The sequence below is a fragment of the Limimaricola cinnabarinus genome (assembly GCF_047631075.1).
GTDB lineage: Bacteria > Pseudomonadota > Alphaproteobacteria > Rhodobacterales > Rhodobacteraceae > Limimaricola > Limimaricola cinnabarinus.
Map to the genome: position 1 here is coordinate 17586 of NZ_JBLHYX010000019.1, position 18744 is coordinate 36329.

The 18744-nt window shown below is 68.4% G+C and carries 16 protein-coding genes; 11 read left to right on the plus strand and 5 right to left on the minus strand.

Annotated elements, in window-relative coordinates; all coding sequences use genetic code 11:
* Positions 1–113: 113 nt before the first annotated feature.
* Positions 114–5264, minus strand: a complete 5151-nt coding sequence (locus ACJASC_RS14400) for a DUF4011 domain-containing protein (RefSeq protein WP_415146615.1) — start codon at positions 5262–5264, stop codon at positions 114–116.
* A 203-nt stretch (positions 5265–5467) separates the two neighbouring features.
* Between ACJASC_RS14400 and ACJASC_RS14405 the strand changes: the two genes are divergently transcribed.
* Positions 5468–6553 (plus strand): TRAP transporter substrate-binding protein, encoded by a 1086-nt coding sequence (locus ACJASC_RS14405; RefSeq protein WP_415146616.1) that lies wholly within the window; start codon positions 5468–5470, stop codon positions 6551–6553.
* Positions 6554–6633: 80 nt separating this feature from the next.
* Here ACJASC_RS14405 and ACJASC_RS14410 read toward each other — a convergent pair whose 3' ends face one another.
* Positions 6634–8019 carry a TRAP transporter large permease gene (locus ACJASC_RS14410; RefSeq protein ID WP_021694161.1) on the minus strand — a complete coding sequence of 462 codons (1386 nt, stop codon included), beginning with the start codon at positions 8017–8019 and terminating at the stop codon, positions 6634–6636.
* Between the two features lies 1 nt (position 8020).
* Positions 8021–8593: a TRAP transporter small permease subunit gene (locus ACJASC_RS14415; protein WP_021694162.1), complete on the minus strand. Its 573-nt coding sequence runs from the start codon at positions 8591–8593 to the stop codon at positions 8021–8023.
* A gap of 310 nt (positions 8594–8903) precedes the next feature.
* Between ACJASC_RS14415 and ACJASC_RS14420 the strand changes: the two genes are divergently transcribed.
* The 5 genes from ACJASC_RS14420 (at position 8904) to ACJASC_RS14440 (ending at position 13581) form a co-directional block, all read left to right on the plus strand.
* Complete coding sequence (locus ACJASC_RS14420; protein ID WP_021694163.1) at positions 8904–9653, plus strand: ABC transporter ATP-binding protein; 750 nt, start codon at positions 8904–8906, stop codon at positions 9651–9653.
* Positions 9646–10389, plus strand: a complete 744-nt coding sequence (locus ACJASC_RS14425; protein ID WP_415146617.1) for an ABC transporter ATP-binding protein — start codon at positions 9646–9648, stop codon at positions 10387–10389. Before ACJASC_RS14420 ends, ACJASC_RS14425 begins: the two co-directional genes overlap by 8 nt.
* 46 nt (positions 10390–10435) lie before the next feature.
* Positions 10436–11638 carry an ABC transporter substrate-binding protein gene (locus tag ACJASC_RS14430; RefSeq protein ID WP_415146618.1) on the plus strand — a complete coding sequence of 401 codons (1203 nt, stop codon included), beginning with the start codon at positions 10436–10438 and terminating at the stop codon, positions 11636–11638.
* 75 nt (positions 11639–11713) lie between these two features.
* Positions 11714–12601 carry a branched-chain amino acid ABC transporter permease gene (locus ACJASC_RS14435; RefSeq protein ID WP_045320006.1) on the plus strand — a complete coding sequence of 296 codons (888 nt, stop codon included), beginning with the start codon at positions 11714–11716 and terminating at the stop codon, positions 12599–12601.
* A complete protein-coding gene (locus ACJASC_RS14440; protein WP_110546477.1) occupies positions 12601–13581 on the plus strand; it encodes a branched-chain amino acid ABC transporter permease in 981 nt (326 codons plus the stop codon). The genes ACJASC_RS14435 and ACJASC_RS14440 overlap by 1 nt, the downstream gene beginning before the upstream one ends.
* Before the next feature lie 106 nt (positions 13582–13687).
* On the opposite strand, the gene ACJASC_RS14445 is transcribed toward ACJASC_RS14440, so the two are convergent.
* Both ACJASC_RS14445 and fliI read right to left on the minus strand, forming a co-directional pair.
* Positions 13688–14941 carry an Hsp70 family protein gene (locus ACJASC_RS14445; protein WP_415146619.1) on the minus strand — a complete coding sequence of 418 codons (1254 nt, stop codon included), beginning with the start codon at positions 14939–14941 and terminating at the stop codon, positions 13688–13690.
* A gap of 83 nt (positions 14942–15024) precedes the next feature.
* A complete protein-coding gene (gene fliI, locus ACJASC_RS14450) occupies positions 15025–16413 on the minus strand; it encodes a flagellar protein export ATPase FliI (protein ID WP_415146620.1) in 1389 nt (462 codons plus the stop codon).
* A gap of 67 nt (positions 16414–16480) precedes the next feature.
* Here fliI and ACJASC_RS14455 point away from each other — a divergent pair, with 67 nt between their 5' ends.
* The 5 genes from ACJASC_RS14455 to ACJASC_RS14475 are packed head-to-tail and all read left to right on the plus strand — an operon-like array spanning position 16481 to position 18738.
* Positions 16481–16873: a flagellar basal body rod protein FlgB gene (locus ACJASC_RS14455; protein ID WP_021694169.1), complete on the plus strand. Its 393-nt coding sequence runs from the start codon at positions 16481–16483 to the stop codon at positions 16871–16873.
* A 17-nt stretch (positions 16874–16890) separates the two neighbouring features.
* The gene (gene flgC / locus ACJASC_RS14460; protein WP_415146621.1) at positions 16891–17301 is read left to right on the plus strand and encodes a flagellar basal body rod protein FlgC; all 411 of its coding nucleotides are present in this window, start codon (positions 16891–16893) and stop codon (positions 17299–17301) included.
* A 9-nt stretch (positions 17302–17310) separates the two neighbouring features.
* On the plus strand, positions 17311–17634 hold the full coding sequence (locus ACJASC_RS14465) for a flagellar hook-basal body complex protein FliE (protein WP_415146622.1): 324 nt from the start codon (positions 17311–17313) through the stop codon (positions 17632–17634).
* 31 nt (positions 17635–17665) lie between these two features.
* Entirely contained in the window at positions 17666–17935 is a 270-nt protein-coding gene (locus ACJASC_RS14470) for a flagellar biosynthetic protein FliQ (RefSeq protein WP_415146623.1), read from the plus strand.
* The gene (locus tag ACJASC_RS14475; RefSeq protein WP_415146624.1) at positions 17932–18738 is read left to right on the plus strand and encodes a lytic transglycosylase domain-containing protein; all 807 of its coding nucleotides are present in this window, start codon (positions 17932–17934) and stop codon (positions 18736–18738) included. The genes ACJASC_RS14470 and ACJASC_RS14475 overlap by 4 nt, the downstream gene beginning before the upstream one ends.
* Positions 18739–18744 lie beyond the last annotated feature (6 nt).

Consider the following 18744-nt stretch of genomic DNA (forward strand, 5'->3'; position numbering starts at 1 on the left):
AATGATGAGATGGCCGCAGGCCCGGACGACGCCATCGTCGGCCCCGTGACCGGCCATGCCACAGGGCTAGTGAGCCTGCCTTGGCCGGTCAAGCCTCGCGGCATCGGCGCGCGTCACTCTCCCGGCGCGGGAAGCGACAGGCGGCGCGGTTGCACGGTCTCGCGCCGCGCCCGGTCGGCGGCCAGCACCTCGCGCAGTCGGTTGTCGAGCCGCTCGGCCACATGGGCGGGCGCGCGGAACCAGTCGGTCGACCAGACCCGCTCGATGCGCCATCCGAGGCCTTCGAGCACCGCCTGACGCACCCGGTCGCGATCCCGCGCGGTGGCCGCCGAATGATAGCTCGCCCCGTCGCATTCGACACCGGCGAGATAGGCGCCGCCCCGGTCCGGATGCACCACCGCGAGATCGATGCGGTAGCCCGAGACGCCGATCTGGCAGCGCACCTCCCAGCCCTTGGCCTCGAGTGCGCGCGCCACCGCCTCCTCGAACGGGTTCTCGGCCGGGCCGAGGCTGCCCGTGTCGCGTGCGGGCAGCGCCACCGCGCCGCGATCGGCGTAATCGATGAACGCCTTGAGATCGGCGACGCCGCGGGCGCGGCTGCGGCCAAGATCGATCTGGTCGGCCCCGAGCGAGGCGAAGACGTGCAGCTCGCGCCGCGCCCGCGTGATCGCCACGTTGAGCCGCCGCTCCCCGCCCTCGGCGTTGAGCGCGCCGAAATTCATCGACAGCTTCCCCGCAAGGTCCGGCCCGAAAGTAACCGAGAACAGCATCACGTCGCGCTCGTCGCCTTGAATGTTCTCGAGGTTCTTGACGATCAGCGGCTCGTCGCGCGCCTCGTCGAAGAACCACTCCAGCTCGGGCGTCTCGCGGCGCATCGCGTCGAGCTGGTCGAGGATGAGCGCCTGCTGATCGCCGTTGAAGGTGATGACGCCGATGCTGTGGCGCGCGGGTTCGGGCTGCGCCAGCGCCGCCATGAGCCGTTCGCGGATCAGCGCCACCACGGCGCGCGCCTCCTCGATGTTGGTGCGGCCCTTGCCCCGGCCATAGCGCCCGTCGACCCGGTGCAGGGTGATCGCCTCGCGTCCCGTGCCCGGCGACGGGAAGGTGACGAGGCCGCCATCGTAGTAGAAATGGTTCGAAAACGCGATCAGCGCCTCGTCGCGCGAGCGGTAGTGCCAGTCGAGCCGCCGCACCGGCACGCCCGAGGCCGCCACCTCGTCGAGGATCGAGGGCATGTCACGCAGCGCGAAGCCGTCCTCCTCTTCTTCGTCGTCCTCTTCGGAGCGGCCGAAGAAGTTGGTTGGCGGCAGCTGTTTCGGATCGCCCACGACGATCGCCTGCCGCCCACGCGCGATGGCGCCGATGGCGTCCCAAGTGGTGATCTGGCTCGCCTCGTCGAAGATCACCACGTCGAAGGCGGGCTGTCCGGCCGGCAGGTACTGCGCCACCGAAAGCGGAGACATCAGCACGCAGGGCGCGAGGCGCGGCAGGCTTCCGGGCATCTGGCCCAAGAGCTGCCTGATCGGCATCGAGGGCCGCTTGAGGCCCAGTTGATGGCGCAGGAGCCCCAACTCGGAGGCGCGCGGCACCGCATCGCGGGGCGGCAGGTCGCCACCGATCCGGCGCAGCGCCTCACCGGGTGCGAGAGCGGCGGCGCGGTCGTCGAGCATGCGGAACCGAGCCACGAGATCGTCCTGCGCCCAATGCGCGAAATCGCGCAGCAGCGGCTCGGCATCCATCGCGCGCGGCAGCCACCATGCGGCATAGGCAGCCTCGAAGGCGGTGCGCGCGGGCCGGTCGAGCTGCCCCGCCTCGATCGCCGCGATCAACGGTCCTAGGCCCGCCGCATCGGCGCGGGCGCGCAGCGCCACCCAGCGGGTCCAGTCCGCCAGCCGCGCGGATCGCGCGTCCAGCGCCTCCAGCCCCTTGGCCAGATCGGCGGGGGAAGCGGCCTCGGGGACCTGCCCGCCCAAGCCCTCGAAGGCCTCGCTGGCCATCGCCATCTCCGCCTGCGCGGAGCCGAGCGCCGCGAGCGCCATGCGCAGCGGTCCTGCGCCCGGCTGGCTCAGTTCGGCCCGCGCCGCGCCCAGCCGCTCGGACCCCGCCCCCTCGCCCGCGAGCGCGGTCAGCGCCGTCTCAAGCGCGCGCCGCGCCGCGATCAGGGCCTCGATCCCCTCGCCCGGCAACCGTGCCAGCGGCGAGGCATCGCGCGCCGCCCGCGACTGGGCGAGCCGGTGCAGCGCATCGAGATCGCCGCCGGGATCGACAGTGCCGGAGCGCACATGGCTTTGCAGGACGCCCCGCACCCGTCTCCGCGCCAGCGCCGAGAACGGCCAGACCCCGGCCTCGGCGGCGCGCCAGTCGGCGTCGAGCGCCGCGACGTCGATGCGGGTGTCGGCGTCCTGCGGGTAATCGGCGGCGAGCCGTTCGCGCGCCTGCGCCATCGCCGCCTCGGCCTCACGGCGGGTTTGCAGCGCGCGGTCGAGCTCCGCGAGCGGCAGGTCGGGAAGCGGCGACAGGTCCGGCGCGTCCTCTGCCGCCAGCGGAGCGAGGCGCAGAAACAGGTCGCGCCGCGCCGACATGCGGGCCGCCTCCGGGGCGAGGCCGAGCCGGTCGCACAAGGTGCTCAGCGCCCGGCCCTGCCCACGCGCCGCCTGCGCCAGGTCCCGTGCCGCGCCCAAGAACCGCTCCTGCCAGTCGAAGGACCACTCCGCCCCCGCCAGCAGCTCCACCGGCGCGTCGGACCCCGCGATCTTGGCCAGACGCTCCAGATCGCACGCCATGTCGCGCAGCCGCGCGTAGCTGGCGGCGTCATGAGCGTTGGCGTCCGAAAAGACGAGGCGGAACGGCGGCCCGCCCGCCGCCACCCGTCCGATCGCCTCGAAGACCGAAAACCCCTGTGTCCCCTTGCGATGCAGCGCCGCGACATAGGCGTTGAGCTGGTCGCGGGTGAGGCGCAAATCCTCGGTCACCTCGACCCAGTCGGCTTCCTCGCCTGCCGCTGCGCGGTCCCAGCCGCGTCCAAGCTGCGCCAGCACCGAGGCGCGGTCGGTCTTGCTCGAATGCAACTCAAGGCAGGCGTCGCCCAGACCGCAGCCCGCGAGACGGCGATGCACCACGTCGAGCGCGGCGGCCTTTTCGGCCACGAAGAGCACGGTCCGCCCCTGCGACAGCACCTGCGCGATGATGTTGGCGATGGTCTGGCTCTTGCCCGTGCCCGGCGGGCCGATGAGCACAAAGTCGCGCCCCTGCGCCGCCGCCGCCACGGCAGCGAGCTGGCTGCTGTCGGCGGGCAGCGGAGTCACCAGATCGGCGGGTGCCAGCGCCCGGTCGAGATCGCCCGGCGTGAGCACCGGCAGGTCGGGCTGGGGATAGGCCGTCTCGGGCCCGTCGAGAAGGTGGCGCACCAGCGGGCTGTCGCGCAGCGCCGCCTCGCGCGCGACGAGATCCTCCCACATCAGGAACTTGGCAAAGGAAAACGTCGAGAGGGCCAGATCCTCGATCACCTCGAAGCCGGGCATCTCGCGCACCGCGAGGCGCACGAGGTCGAAGATCCGCGCGAGGTCGATGCCGCTGTCGTCGCGCGGCAGCTCGCCGTCGAGACCGGGCACCGACAGCGCGAAATCGCGGCGCAGAAATTCGAGCAGCGTCGCGTTGATGCGCACCTCGTCCTCGAGATGGGTGATGCGGAACTCGGCCTTGGCCGAGCGCCGATCGAGCCGCGCCGGGATCAGCAAGAGCGGCGCGCGATAGGCTCGGTCCTCGCCCTCGCGCCGCCAGCGCAGGAAACCCGCGGCGAGGAACAGCGTGTTGGTGCCGCCCTCCTGCAGGTCGCTGCGGGCACGACGATGAAGCGCCACAAGGCGCGACTGCAGATCGGCGACCGGAAGCGGCGCGGCGAGGCGGCCGCGCTCCTGCGCTTGGGCGGCGCGCCGGGCGATCTCCTCGGCGGGCAGGCTCTCGGCCTCCTCCATCGCCACGGGGGTCGCGTTCGCCCCGCCCGCGAGGCGGTCCTCAAAGGCCGCCATGTCGGTGCACAGAAACGGCACCGAGCCGCGCCCGTCGCGAAAGTTCAGGAGCCGGTTGCGCAACGACAGATCGAGCAGCTTGCGCTGCCAGCGCTCGATCCGGCCCTCCGGCGTGTCCGGGATCTCCTCGATTTCGGAGACCGGCAGGTCGGCGGCGCCGGGGGCCATGGGCAGCGACGGGGCCTTGGCCTCGCCCGGCGCGGGGGCGGGGTCGAGCGCGGTATCGCGCAGCGGCAGGATGCCGGCCGCGCGCGCCGCCGCCATGTCGATCGCCGCGATGAAGCCCGCCTCGCTCGCCTCGTCGCCAAGCGCCCGGCCCGCCGTCACCGCCGCTTCGAACCCCGCGCCCTGCCCCAGAAGCTCGGGGTCGAGTACGAGAAGTTCGCGCGCGGCGATGGCTTTGCGCAGCGCCACGGCGTCGGGTTCGACCACGCGGCCGAGATCGCGGTCGAGGAGCCAGACGCCGCACCAGACCCGCCCTTGGGCAAAGGCCACCATAGGGTTCAGGCCCAGCGCCTCGGCCCCTGCCGCCAGCAACAGGGCCGCGTCGAGCGGGGTCGCCAGACGTTCGGCGCGGATGCGGTGCGGCGCGCGCAGCACCTGTCCCCGCGCCGCCACGCCGCCCCCCGCCACGGCACCGCGCAGACCCCAGCCCGATGCCGCCGACCAGATCGCCGCCGCCTGCATCCAGGCCCGGCCCGCATCGCCCGAGCGGTAGCCGTCGGGCGCGCCCTGCCCCGCTTGGTTCAGAAGCGCCGCCGCCGCCTCGGTCAGCCCCGATGTTACGGCGGCGTCGGGACGCACGAAGGCGGGCAGCAGATGCGCCATCTCGCCCAAGCCCCCCCATTCCTCGCGCGTCAGAAGCGTAACAGCGCGCTCGGCGCGGGCCAGCACCCGTCCGCCCTGCCGCAGCTCCAGCCGCAGCATCGCGGGCTCCGACGTCTCCAAGGTAGCGAGGCGCGCGGGATCGAGCACGACCGCGAGATCGGCGATCTCCAGCCGCTCGCCCGGCGCGAGGCGATCGATCGCCCAATGCCGGGGCCGGGCCACTGCCGGTTCTGACCAAAGATGCAGCTCCGCCCCCGCGATCGCCGCAGCACCCGCATGTTCGAGCGCCAGCGACCGGATCACCGCCGTGCGCGCCTGCGCGCTGGCAAATCCGAGCCGCGCCACGGCGTCGATCTCGATTGAGATGCGCGGCGGAGCGGCGGGCAGCTGGCTGTCTGGGTTCGTCATCCGTTCTCTCCTGCGCTCGGGCGGACATGAATCCATTTGCCCTTTGCCGTCAACAGCCTCGGCGCTTTCCGGCAGGCCGCCGCCGATGCGTGACACGCGCGAGAGGCTGGACAAGCCCCCCACGCATGGATTTATCTCGCCCGAGGGCCCGCTTCCGGGAGGGGTGCGGGACGCAAGACAGAAGACAGAACAGGGAGAGACGCGTGGATCGTCGTTCGTTCATCACCAAGGCCGGTCTCGGCGCAGGCGCGGCCGCATTGGCCGCACCGGCCGTCGCGCAGGGCAACATCACCTGGCGCATGGTCACCACCTGGCCCAAGAACTTTCCGGGTCTCGGCGTGGGCGCGCAGCGTCTCGCCGACCGGATCACCGCCGCCTCGGGCGGCCGGCTGACGATCCAGGTCTATTCGGCGGGCGAGCTTGTGCCGCCGCTGCAATCGCTCGACGCGGTGATCGACGGCACCGCCGAGATGTCGCATTCGGCCGCCTATTACTGGCAGAACAAGTCCTCGGCGCTGAACTTCTTCACCGGCGTGCCCTACGGCATGACCTCGACCGAGCTGGCGGGCTGGATGCGCCACATGGGCGGTCAGGAGCTCTGGGACGAGGTCTATGACCAGTTCGGCGTGCAAGGCTTCCTGTCGGGCAACACCGGCACGCAGGCCGGCGGCTGGTTCCGCGATGAGGTCACCGGTCTCGACAGCCTCAGCGGCCTGCGCTTCCGCACTCCGGGCCTTGGCGGCCGCGTGTGGGAAAAGCTCGGCGTTACAGCGACCAACATGTCCGCGGGCGAGATCTTTCAGGCGTTGCAGTCGGGCACGCTTGATGCGGCCGAGTTCGTCGGCCCCTACAACGACCTCGCGCTGGGCTTCCATCAGGTCGCCAAGAACTACTACTTCCCTTCCTTCGTGGAGCCGGGCCTCGCCACCGAGTTGGTGGTCGACAAGGCCAAGTACTCCGAGCTGCCCGAGGACCTGCAGGCGATCATCCGCGACGTGTCGCAGGCCGAGTACGACATGGTCGCCTCGGACTTCGCTGCCAACGATCCGCGCGCGCTGAACACGCTGGTGAACGAGCATGGCGTGCAGGTGCGCCAGTTCCCCGAAGAGGTTCTCGAGGCCGCGGCCGAGGCATCGAAGGAGGTTCTGGGCGAACTGCGCGACAGCGGCGACGACCTGACCAAGCGCACCACCGAGAGCTTTATCGAGTCTCTGAAGCTGCTGCGCACCAAGGCGCAGACCGCCGACGCCAACTTCATCCGCGCGCGCGAGCAGTATTTCGAGATGTGATCCCGACCCCGTGGGAAAAAGAGAAAGCCCGGATCGAAAGATCCGGGCTTTTTCGTTCCGTCTGATCGGCTTTGCGCTTGTTACAGCACCGTCGGCAGCCAGGTCACGATGCCCGGAAAGGCGAAGAGCAGCGCGATGCCGATCAATTGCAGCACCACGAAGGGGATGATGCCGCGATAGATCGCCGAGGTCGGCAGGCTGTCGGGGGCCACGCCGCGAAGGTAGAACAGCGCGAAGCCGAAGGGCGGCGTCAGGAACGAGGTCTGCAGGTTCATCCCCACCAGCACGCCGAGCCAGATCGGATCGATGTCGAGCGCCAGCAGTATTGGCGCCGTGATCGGGATCACGATGAAGATGATCTCGAAGGTGTCGAGGATGAAGCCCAGCACGAACATGATCGCCATCACGACGATGACCGCCGCATAGGCCCCGCCCGGAAGGTTCGACAGGAACTCGTGCACGAGGTTGTCGCCGCCCATCAGCCGGAACACGATCGAGAAGACCGAGGCCCCGAACAGGATCACGAACACCATGGAGGTGATGGTCGCCGTGGCCACGACGGTTTCGTGCAGCACCCGGAAGGACAGGCGCCAGCGCAGCGCCGCAAGGAGGATCGCGCCCACCGCGCCGACAGAAGCGGCTTCGGTCGGTGTCGCCACGCCGCCCAGAATCGAGCCGAGCACCGCCATGATCAGCAGGAGCGGCGGCAGCAGCGCGACCAGCACCTCCTTGAACAATCCGCGCTTTTCCGAGAGCGGCACCGGCGTCGCGGGGCAGCTTTCGGGATCGGTGATCGCCTTGAAGATGATCCACAGAGAATAGAGCCCCACCAGCATCACCCCCGGCAGCAGCGCGCCAGCGAAGAGATCGCCGACCGAAACCGGGGTGGGCGCGAAATTGCCCTTCTCCATCTGCACCTGCGAGTTGATGCCCGACAGCATGTCGCCCATGAAGATCAGCACCGTCGAGGGCGGAATGATCTGGCCCAGCGTGCCCGAAGAGCAGATCACGCCGGTGGCGAGCTTGGGGTCATAGCCCGCGCGCAGCATCGCGGGCAGCGAGATGAGGCCCATGGTGACCACCGTGGCGCCGACCACGCCGGTCGAGGCCGCGAGCATGGCGCCGACGATCACCACCGATAGGCCGAGGCCGCCGCGCAGGTTGCCAAAGAGCTTGGACATGGTGAGCAGGAGCTGCTCGGCGATGCGCGACCGCTCCAGCATCACCCCCATGAAGATGAACAACGGCACCGCGACCAGCACCTCGCTGGTCATGAAGCCGATGTAACGGCTCGGCAGGCTGCCGAAATTCGACGGGTCGAACACACCGATCGCCCAGCCTGCAAGCCCGAACAGCAACGACACGCCCGCCAGCGTGAAGGCCACGGGAAAGCCCAGCATCAGAAAGCCGATGATGCCGAAGAACATGAGACCCGACAGGATCTCTCCGATGAGTGTCAGGTCCATGTTATTCGGCTGCCTCGGTCAGGTGATCGGCTTTGAGGGTGTAGCGCAGGCGTTCGGGCAGCATCCCGTCGCGCCCCGCCAGCGTCAGGATCGCCCGGCCCGCCATGGCGAGGCCCTGAAGCCCGACCAGCACCGCGAAGGCGATGATGAAGCTCTTGAGGATGAACAGCCCCGGCATGCCGCCGACATTGGCCGACCCCTCCTGATAGCCCCAGCTGCGCTGCACGAAGGGCATCGCGTAGAGATAGACGATCACGCAGAAGGGCAGCAGGAACACCGCCACGCCGATCAGGTCGATCAGCGCCTTTCGCGGGATCGAAGCGGGACGGTAGAAGATGTCGACGCGCACATGGTCGTCGCGCAAGAGCGCGAACCCGGCCACGGCGGTGAACATCGCGCCGTTGAGCCAGATGTAGAGGTCCTGCATCCAGACATAGCTGACGGCGAAGACGTAGCGCTGCACCACCACGGTAAAGCAGACCACGACGATCCCCAGCGCGAGCCAGGAGAAGACGTGGCCTATGATCCGGTTCAGGGCCGATATGGCGGTGACGACCGCCGCAAGCGCGCGCATCCTTCCCTCCCTCGTGGGCGTTCCATTGCGCGACGTCATGACACGCCAGAGCCTCGCCTCGCAACGCCCCGATGCAGTGCGGCATCGGAAAAATCGCCCGGACTCTTGGCATTGCCTGCCGAAATTCCACGCAAGATGGCCTTGACCTCGCGTCTGCGGCACGATCCGCGAGCCCGCAGTTGACAGCCGCCCCGCCCGCTGCCTAGCCTTCATTCAAACCGCCCGGGGAGAAACGGAGGCGGGAGGATACTGGGAGGAAGGCCGTGACGATGATCACGTTCGCCGTGCCGCGACCGCGGGGCGGTCGTTGATGGACGCCGTTCTGAAGGCCGAAGGGCTGACCAAGGAATTCAAGGGCTTCGTCGCCGTCAACAAGGTCGATCTCACCGTCGAACGCGGCTCGATCCATGCGCTGATCGGGCCCAACGGCGCGGGCAAGACCACCTGCTTCAACCTGCTGACCAAGTTCCTGCAGCCGACGCGCGGCACGATCACCTATGACGGGCGCGACATCACCAAGATGGCCCCCGCCGACATCGCCCGGCTGGGCATGGTCCGCAGCTTCCAGATCTCGGCGGTGTTTCCCGATCTCAGCGTCCTGCAGAACGTGCGCGTGGCGCTGCAGCGCAAGCGTGGCGACAGCTACGACTTCTGGCGCTCGGAGCGCGGATTGACCCAGTTCGACGACGAGGCGCGCGAGCATATCGACGCAGTGGGCCTTTCGGAGTTCACCGACAATCGCGCGGGCGAGCTGTCCTATGGCCGCAAGCGCGCCCTTGAGATCGCCACGACGCTGGCCCTCGATCCGCAGATGCTTCTGCTCGACGAACCGATGGCCGGCATGGGTCAGGAGGACGTGGAACGCACTTCGCAGCTGATCAAGCGGATCGCCGCGAACCGCACCATCCTGATGGTCGAGCACAATCTCAAGGTCGTCGCGGATCTCTCTGACAAGATTACGGTTTTGGCCCGTGGCGAAATCCTTGCCGAGGGCGATTACGCCGCCGTGTCGAAATCCCCCGACGTGATCGACGCCTATATCGGAGCCGGACATGACTGACGCCGCCACGATGACCCACCGCCCCGCCGCCACCGGCGCGGCGCTCCTCAAGGTCGAGGGCCTTCAGGGCTGGTACGGCGAAAGCCACGTGCTGCACGGCATCGACTTCGAGGTGCGCGAGGGCGAGGTTGTCACGCTTCTGGGCCGCAACGGCGCGGGCAAGACCTCGACGCTGCTTGCCGTGATGGGCATCCTGTCCAAGCGCAGCGGCTCGGTCACGATGCGCGGCACCGAGACGATCAAGCTCGAGCCGCGCCACATCGCCAAGCTCGGCATCGCGCTGTGCCCCGAGGAGCGCGGCATCTTCTCCTCGCTCAATGTCGAGGAAAACCTGATGCTGCCGCCCAAGATCGCCGATGGCGGTCTCTCGGTCGAGCGGATCTACGAGTTGTTCCCGAACCTTCTGGAGCGCAAGCGCAGCCAGGGCACCAAGCTGTCGGGCGGCGAGCAGCAGATGCTCGCCATCGCCCGCATCCTGCGCACCGGTGCCAAGCTTCTGCTGCTCGATGAGCCGACCGAGGGCCTCGCCCCGGTGATCGTCCAGCAGATCGGCGCGACGATCCGGCAGCTCAAGCAGGAGGGCTTCACCATCGTGCTGGTGGAACAGAACTTCCGCTTCGCGGCCTCGGTCGCCGATCGCCATTACGTCGTCGATCAGGGCCGCGTGGTGGACATGATCCCCAACGCCGAACTCGACGCCAACATCGACAAGCTGCACGCCTATCTGGGCGTCTGAAAGCTTTGCAAGGCGCATGAAAAGCGCCGCCTACTGGGAGGAAAACATGAAAAAAACTGTAATTGGTGCTCTTACGCTCGCGTCCTTCGGCCTGCCCGCGATGGCGCAAGACAACATCGAGGTGACGCTCGGCGTGCTGAACGACCGCTCGGGCGTCTACGCCGACCTTTCCGGCGAAGGCTCGGTCGTCGCGGCGCGCATGGCAGTCGCCGATTTCGATGCGGAGTCCAAGGGGCTCGACGTCGAGGTGATCTCGGCCGACCACCAGAACAAGCCCGACATCGCGTCGAACATCGCGCGCCAATGGTATGATCAGGATGGCGTCGACGCGATCCTCGACGTGCCGACCTCCTCGACCGCGCTCGCCGTAGCCGACATCACCGCGCAGGCCAACAAGATCCTGATCGACAGCGGCGCGGGCTCGACCGCCCTGACCGGCGAGCAGTGCCAGCCGACCACGATCCATTGGACCTACGACACCGCCGCACTTGCCAAGGGCACCGGCGGTGCCGTGACCGAGCGCGGCGACAAGAAGTGGTTCTTCCTGACTGCCGACTACGCCTTCGGCCACTCGCTCGAGGAAGAGACGATGAAGATCGTCGAGGAATCGGGCGGCGAGGTCGTCGGCTCGGTGCGCCACCCCTTCCCGGCGACCGACTTTTCGTCCTTTCTGCTGCAGGCGCAGGCCTCTGGCGCCGACGTGATCGGCCTTGCCAATGCCGGCGGCGATACGGTCAACGCCATCAAGCAGGCAGCCGAGTTCGGCGTCACCCAGTCGGGTCAGTCGCTCGCGGCATTGCTGATGTTCATCACCGACGTCCATGCGCTGGGTGCCGAGACCGCGCAGGGCCTCGTGCTGACCGAGGCGTTCTATTGGGATCACGATGACCAGACCCGCGAATGGTCGGCCCGCTTCGAAGAGGAGTTCGGCTCCAAGCCCACCATGGTTCACGCCGGGGTCTATTCGGGCACCATGCATTATCTCGCAGGCGTCGAGGCCACCGGCTCGACCGATGGCGACGTGGTCGCCGAGTGGATGAAGGCCAACGAGTTCGACGATCCGCTCTTCGGCAAGGGTTACGTGCGCGAGGATGGCCGGGTGATCCACGACATGCACCTCTACGAGGTCAAGACGCCCGACGAGTCGACTGGCGAGTGGGATCTCTACAACCTCGTCTCGACCATCCCCGGTGAGGAAGCCTTCCTGCTGATGGAAGGTTCGGGCTGCGCCTTCGTCAACGAAAGCTGATCCTGATCGGGCGCGCCTGTCGCGGCGCGCCCACCCCCGCCCCTTCGGGGGCCAACTGACAAGAACGGGACAGGCATGTTCGACCTCCTAGGCATTCCGCCGCAGGTTCTGATGGGGCAGTTGCTGCTCGGGCTGATCAACGGCTCGTTCTACGCCGTCCTGTCCCTCGGCCTCGCGGTGATCTTCGGCCTCCTCAACATCATCAATTTCAGCCATGGCGCGCAGTACATGCTCGGCGCCTTCGTCGCATGGATGCTGCTCGAATATCTGGGCATCAACTACTGGTGGGCGCTGATCCTCGTCCCCGTGATCGTGGGCGCGACTGGCATCATCCTCGAAAAGCTGGCGCTGCGGCGGCTGTATCACCTCGACCACCTCTACGGCCTGTTGCTGACCTTCGGCGTGGCGTTGATCATCCAAGGGCTGTTTCGCAATTATTATGGCATCTCGGGCCTGCCCTACTCCATCCCCGACCAGCTTTCGGGCGGTCAGAACCTCGGCTTCATGTTCCTGCCAAACTATCGCGGCTGGGTCGTGGTGGCCTCGGTCATCGTCTGCTTCGGCACGTGGTTCGTGATCGAGAAGACCCGGCTCGGCGCGTATCTGCGCGCGGCAACCGAGAACCCGACCCTCGTGGGGGCCTTCGGCATCAACGTGCCGCTGATGATCATGCTGACCTACGGCTTCGGCGTGGCTCTTGCGGGCTTTGCGGGCGTGCTCGCGGCGCCGATCTACTCGGTCAACCCGAACATGGGCGCCGACCTGATCATCGTGGTCTTCGCGGTCGTCGTGATCGGCGGCATGGGCTCGATCATGGGGGCGATCGTCACCGGCTTCGGCCTTGGCGTGATCGAGGGGCTGACCAAGGTGTTCTATCCCGCCGGTTCGGCCGTCGTCATCTTCGTGATCATGGCCATCGTGCTGATGATCAAGCCCGAAGGCCTGTTCGGGAGGAACAACTGATGAGCGTGAGCGACATCCAACCCGCCCCGAACGAACGGCGTCCGGCCACCGCCGGGATGCCCAAGCTGCACATGGCGATCTTTGCCGTGCTCTTTGTGCTGCTCGCGGTGCTGCCGCTGCTGGTCTACCCGGTCTTCGCGATGAAGGTGATGTGCTTCGCGCTCTTTGCCGCCGCCTTCAACCTGCTTCTGGGCTTCGGCGGGCTCCTGTCCTTCGGCCATGCGGCCTATTTCGGCGGGGCCTCCTACGTCGCGGCGCATGCCTCCAAGGTCTGGGGCTGGACGCCCGAGACTTCGATCCTCGTCGGCACGCTGGCCGCCGCGCTGCTGGGGCTGCTGATCGGCTCGCTCGCGATCCGGCGGCAGGGGATCTACTTTGCCATGGTCACGCTGGCCTTCGCGCAGATGTTCTACTTCTTTGCGCTGCAGGCCGACTTCACCGGCGGCGAGGATGGCATCCAGTCGGTGCCGCGCGGCTCGCTCTTCGGGATCTTCCCGGTCGACAGCAACGAGGCACTCTACTACCTCGTGCTCGCCGTGACCTTCGGCGGCATCCTGTTTCTCTACCGCATCGTGCATTCGCCCTTCGGGCAGGTCCTCAAGGCGATCCGCGAGAACGAGCCGCGCGCGATCTCGCTGGGCTACCGGGTCAACCGCTACAAGCTCATGGTCTTCGTGCTCTCGGCCGCCTTCGCGGGGCTCGCGGGTGCCACCAAGAGCCAGGTGTTCCAGCTCGCCTCGCTCACGGATGTGCATTGGTCGATGTCGGGCGAAGTGGTGCTGATGACGCTTCTGGGTGGGGTCGGCACGGTGTTCGGCCCGCTCCTCGGTGCGACCATCGTGGTGACCATGCAGAACTACCTCGCCTCGATGGGGGCATGGGTCACAGTGATCCAAGGCGTGATCTTCGTGCTCGGCGTGCTGCTGTTCCGCGAAGGCATCGTCGGCGTGATCTCGAGATGGATCAAGCGGCCGCTCTGAACCGCATGTCAGGCAGACAGGCAAAGGCCCGGGTGGATCGCCCGGGCCTTTCGCTTGGCGGCGAGCCGACCGGGCGGATCTGAGTATTTGGAGGGTGAAGCGGCTTTCAGGCGAAGCGCCGACCGGCCTCCAGCGCAAGGCCGGTGCCGACCGAGCCGAGCATGTCGCCCGTGGCGATCCGCGCCGCCGGCAGATGCGCGGCCACCAGCGTGCGCAGCGCGGGCAGGCGCGACGACCCGCCGGTCATGAACACCGTGCCGATCGCATCGGGGCCGATCCCGGCCTGCGCCAGAACCGTCCCGATCCGCGCGCCGATCCGCTCCAAGGGTGCTGCCACCGCCTCCTCGAACAGCTCGCGCGTCACGACGGGGTTCGGCCCGCCGACCAGCGGTTTGAGTTCGAGCCGCGTGGCCTCATCGTCCGATAGCGCCACCTTCACCCCCTCGACCGCCATCGCCAACGCGTGACCGCGCCGATCCTCGACCGCGCGGACCATGCGGCCCACCCGCTCGGGCGCGTCGGCTTCCCGCAAGAGCGCCTTGAGGTCCGACAGCGCCCGCGCGGCATAAAGGCGGTTGATGCGGTGCCACGTGGCGAAATCGACGTAGTAGTGGCGCGGCATGTCGCCCTTGCCGCCGCGGATCGGGCTCCCGAGCCCCAGATGCGGCATCGCGGCGGCAAGGCTCAGCAATCGGTCGAGATCGGTGCCGCCGACGCGGATGCCGTCATTGGCGAGGATGTCACCGGCGCGGTCTGCGCGCGTGACGCGTTCGGGGCCGACACGCACCACCGAGAAGTCCGAGGTGCCGCCGCCGATATCGACGATCAGCACCAGCTCTTCGGCAGAAATACCGCTCTCGTAATGCAGCGCCGCCGCGATGGGCTCGTATTGAAAGCCGATTTCGGTGAACCCGGCCCCCCGCGCGATTTCTTCGAGCGCGCCTTGCGCGGCGCGGTCCCCCTCCGCGTCGTCATCGACGAAATGCACGGGGCGGCCCAGCACGGCTCGCTCCACCCCCGGCGCCACGGCATCGAGCCGGGCGCGCAGGTGGCCGAAGTAATGGCCCAAGATCTCCACGAAGCTCACCGAGCGGCGGCCGATGGCGGTGCGCTCGGTGATGAGCGACGAGCCCAGCGTGCTTTTCAACCCACGCAGCAGCCGCCCCTCCTCGCCCGACGCATAGGCCGAAATCGCGGCGCGCCCGAAGATCGGAGCGGGGTCGTCCACTTCCCAGAACACGGCGCTGGGAAGGGTCGTTTCCTCGCCTTCGAGCGCGATCAGCGCCGCGCCGCGCGCCGCACCGAGACCCATGGTGGAGTTGGAGGTGCCGAAATCGATGCCGCAGGCCGTAGGGGTCATGAGATGTCTCCGCAAAGAGCGGCCCCGCCGGGCCGGTTCGAGCGGACCCGTCTAGCCCCCCATGCGCGGCGGCGAAAGCCCCCTCAGGCGGGTGTCTGCCCCACGCGCCTGAGCGGGGCGGGCGACTTGGGCAGCGCCACGTTGATCCCCGCCTCGCTCAGCATACGGTAGATCTCGGCAAAGCTCTCGTCGGCGATCATCGCCTCGCCCTTGCGCTGGCTCAGGAAGCTGTCGGCGGGACCGGCGAAGCGGATCGCGGCATCGACCTCTTCGTCCGAGCCGGCCTTGTAGGCGCCGATGCGGATCAGCTCCTCCATGTCGGCATGCCGCGCGAGGCTGCGCCTTGCCGCCTGCAGCACCGCGTATTCGGCGGGCGAATGGCAGGCGGGCAGCATCCGCGAAATGCTTTTCTGAATGTTGACGGCCGGAAAGCGGCCCTGCTCGGCGATGGCGCGGTCGAGCACGACATGACCGTCGAGCACGCCGCGCACCGCGTCGGCCACCGGTTCGTTCATGTCGTCGCCATCGACCAGAACCGTGTAGAGCCCGGTGATGTCGCCCTGCCCCTCGGCGCCGGGGCCCGAGCGTTCGAGAAGCTGCGGCAGCTCGGCGAAGACCGTGGGCGGGTAGCCCTTGGCGGTCGGCGGCTCGCCCGCCGCGAGGCCGATCTCGCGCTGCGCCATGGCGAAACGGGTGACGCTGTCCAGAAGCAGCAGCACCTGCAGGCCCTGATCGCGGAAATGCTCGGCTACCGCCGTGGCGGTCCAGGCCGCCTGACGGCGCATGAGCGGCGGTTCGTCGCCGGTGGAGACAATCATGACCGAGCGCGCCATGCCCTGCGCGCCGAGATCCTCCTGGATGAAATCCTGCACCTCGCGGCCGCGCTCGCCGACGAGGCCGACGACGATCACGTCGGCCTGCGCGCCGCGCGCCAGCATCGCCATCAGGGTCGATTTGCCGACGCCCGAGCCCGCGAAAACGCCCATGCGCTGGCCCCGGCACAGTGGCACGAAGACGTCGAGCGTCTTGATGCCGGTGTCGAGCCGCGCACCGACCCGGCGCCGCGCGAAGGCGGCGGGGGGGCCGGCGCGCACCATGCGCGGCGCGTCGCCCTCCATCAGCGGCCCGCGCCCGTCGAGCGGATCGCCCAGCGCGTTGACCACGCGGCCGATCCAGCCCGCATCGGGGCGCACGAGATCGCCGCGCGGGCTGCTCTCGACCTTGTCGCCCACCACCACCCCGGCCCATGAGCCGAAGGGCAGAAGATGCGTGCCGCGCGCATCGACGCCCACCACCTCGCCCAGCACCGGGCCGCGCGCGCCATGCACCGTGCAGCGCCCGCCGATGCCGACCGCGCGCTCCAGCCCGCTTACCGTGAGCGACAGGCCCAGCACCGCGCGCACCTCGCCGGTGACGCGTGCCTCCGGAGCGTTGCGCAGTTGCGACGTCAGGTCCGAAAATGCGGTTTGCATGGAACTCACCCCGGTAGTCATGCCGATTTATACATGCTATCCATGCTCGACTGGAAAGGAAACGCAAATGCTCGATAGCATGTCCTTCTTTGCTCTTGCCTCGAAACGCCTCGATTGGCTCGCGGCGCGGCAGAAGGTGATCTCCGAGAACGTCGCCAACGCCAACACGCCCGACTTTCTAGCCAAGGAGGTGGCGGGGTTCGATTCGGTGCTGGCGGGCACGCAATCGGGCATGACCACAACCAACGCCCGGCATATCGCCACCGGCAGCGGCGGCCATGGCGGACCGCGGGTGATGACCGACGCCGCCGCGTGGGAGCGTTCGATCGACGGCAACACCGTCGTGCTCGAACAGCAGACCGTGAAGGCCGCCGAGGTCAGCGAAAGCTACCGCCTCGCGGCGCAGCTCTACCGCAAAGGCCACGATCTGCTCACCCTTTCCGTCACCGGCCAGCGCTGAGCGCATAGGAGACCGCCATGGACCCGCTTTCCTCGATCAGCGCCATCGCCGCCAGCGGCATGCGGGCGCAGGGCGAACGCCTCAAGGTCGTGTCCGAGAACGTCGCCAACGCCGACTCGACCGGCAATACGCCGGGCGCCGACGCCTATCGCCGCAAGACCCTTGCCTTCGAGGAGCTGGTCGATCGCGAGATGGGCGCCTCCATGGTCAAGGTCGAAGAGATCGGCCGCGACAAGAGCCCCTTCGCGCTGGTGCACGACCCCGCGCATCCGGCGGCGGACGCCAAGGGCATGGTCAAGATGCCCAACGTGAACCCGATCCTCGAAATGAGCAACATGCGCGAGGCGTCGCGCAGCTACGAGGCGAACATGAACATGTTCGAGGCGGGGCGCGACATGCGCACCCAGATGCTCGACCTTCTCAGATAAGGCTGACCGATGACCGAGTTTTCGTCGATCCTCTCTACTTCCAACGTCCGCGGCGCCTACCGCTCCTCGCAGGAGCTGTCGGGTCTGGCCGGCGCGGCGGACGCGACCGGCAAGAGCGAGAGCTTTTCCGACATGCTGCGCGACGCCACCACGAACACGGTCCAGACCATCCGGGAGGCCGAGGCGGTCGCGCAGAAGGGCTTGACCGGCGAGGTCGGCACCCAGCGCGTCGTCGAAGCGACCCTGGAGCTGGAGAGCACCGTGAAGATGATGGTCTCGATGCGCGACAAGGTCATCGAGGCGTATCAGGAAATCATGCGGATGCCGATCTGATCGCGGCGCCGACGGGGACGCGGGGGCGACGATGAACGAGAGCGACACCTACGACATCCTGTCGGACACGATCCTCACCGTGCTGATCGGCTCGGGCCCGATCCTCGCGCTGGCGCTGGGCGTCGGCCTCGTCATCGCCTTTTTTCAGGCGCTGACGCAGGTTCAGGAAATGACGCTGACCTTCGTGCCCAAGATCGCGGCGATCTTTCTCGGCCTGCTTGCCGCCACCCCCTTCATCTACGCGACGTTGACGCGGCTGTCGGACCGGGTGTTCGACCTGATCGCGAGCGGCGGCGCATGAAACACCTCGCGCTGGCCCTCTCGCTCGTCGCGGCGCTGGTGCCCCGGCCCGGCCTTGCCGGCTGGGGCGATTTCTATCGCGGCAGCGGATCGCTCGCGGCGTCGAGCGCCGTCGCGGGGGCCGATGCGCGCGGCGCACCGCTCGAACGCGGCGTCTGCGTGGCCGAGATCCTGCGCGCGCAGCTGCGCCACCGCATTCCCGGCAACCTGCTTCTGGCGATCGGCATTCAGGAGGCGGGGGTGACGCGCGGCGGCCATCTCACGATCTGGCCATGGGCGGTCAACGCGGCCGGAGAAGGCCGGCTGTTCGACAGCCGCGACGCGGCGCTGGGCTGGATTGCCGAGCGGCGCGCAGCCGGGATCGAAAGCATTGATGTGGGCTGCATGCAGATCAACCTGCGTTGGCATCCGGACGCCTTTGCCGATGCGGGTCAGGGCTTCGATCCGGCGCAGAACGTCGAATACGCCGCGCGTTTCCTGCGCGGATTGTTCGAGGAGTTCGGCGACTGGACAGCTGCGGCAGGCGCCTATCATTCGCGCACGCCAGAGGCCCAAGGGGTCTATCTCGCGGCGCTGCGTCGCAACGTCGAGATCGCCAACGAGCGGATCGCGGGGTTTCGCGACATCGCCGCGCCCGGCGCGTCCGGCGCACCGGTGCTGGCGCCCGCCCCCCGCCAACCGGGCGCAGGGTCGATGCGGCGGGGTTGGTCGGCAGGCGGCGCGCAAGGCGGCGGCGCGCGCTTCGGCATCTACAGCGACGCGCCGCTCAGACCGGTGATGTCCATCGCCACCCCTTCCTCGTGAGGCGCG

Bases quoted from the DNA above. Each gene is read 5' to 3' on its own strand.
- ACJASC_RS14430 (WP_415146618.1), top strand. From the start codon at position 10,436: ATGAAAAAAACTGTAATTGGTGCTCTTACGCTCGCGTCCTTCGGCCTG.
- flgC (WP_415146621.1), top strand. From the start codon at position 16,891: ATGGACCCGCTTTCCTCGATCAGCGCCATCGCCGCCAGCGGCATGCGG.
- ACJASC_RS14420 (WP_021694163.1), top strand. From the start codon at position 8,904: ATGGACGCCGTTCTGAAGGCCGAAGGGCTGACCAAGGAATTCAAGGGC.
- ACJASC_RS14470 (WP_415146623.1), top strand. From the start codon at position 17,666: ATGAACGAGAGCGACACCTACGACATCCTGTCGGACACGATCCTCACC.
- ACJASC_RS14465 (WP_415146622.1), top strand. From the start codon at position 17,311: ATGACCGAGTTTTCGTCGATCCTCTCTACTTCCAACGTCCGCGGCGCC.
- ACJASC_RS14445 (WP_415146619.1), bottom strand. From the start codon at position 14,941: ATGACCCCTACGGCCTGCGGCATCGATTTCGGCACCTCCAACTCCACC.
- ACJASC_RS14425 (WP_415146617.1), top strand. From the start codon at position 9,646: ATGACTGACGCCGCCACGATGACCCACCGCCCCGCCGCCACCGGCGCG.
- ACJASC_RS14410 (WP_021694161.1), bottom strand. From the start codon at position 8,019: ATGGACCTGACACTCATCGGAGAGATCCTGTCGGGTCTCATGTTCTTC.
- ACJASC_RS14415 (WP_021694162.1), bottom strand. From the start codon at position 8,593: ATGCGCGCGCTTGCGGCGGTCGTCACCGCCATATCGGCCCTGAACCGG.
- ACJASC_RS14400 (WP_415146615.1), bottom strand. From the start codon at position 5,264: ATGACGAACCCAGACAGCCAGCTGCCCGCCGCTCCGCCGCGCATCTCA.
- ACJASC_RS14440 (WP_110546477.1), top strand. From the start codon at position 12,601: ATGAGCGTGAGCGACATCCAACCCGCCCCGAACGAACGGCGTCCGGCC.
- fliI (WP_415146620.1), bottom strand. From the start codon at position 16,413: ATGCAAACCGCATTTTCGGACCTGACGTCGCAACTGCGCAACGCTCCG.
- ACJASC_RS14435 (WP_045320006.1), top strand. From the start codon at position 11,714: ATGTTCGACCTCCTAGGCATTCCGCCGCAGGTTCTGATGGGGCAGTTG.
- ACJASC_RS14455 (WP_021694169.1), top strand. From the start codon at position 16,481: ATGCTCGATAGCATGTCCTTCTTTGCTCTTGCCTCGAAACGCCTCGAT.
- ACJASC_RS14475 (WP_415146624.1), top strand. From the start codon at position 17,932: ATGAAACACCTCGCGCTGGCCCTCTCGCTCGTCGCGGCGCTGGTGCCC.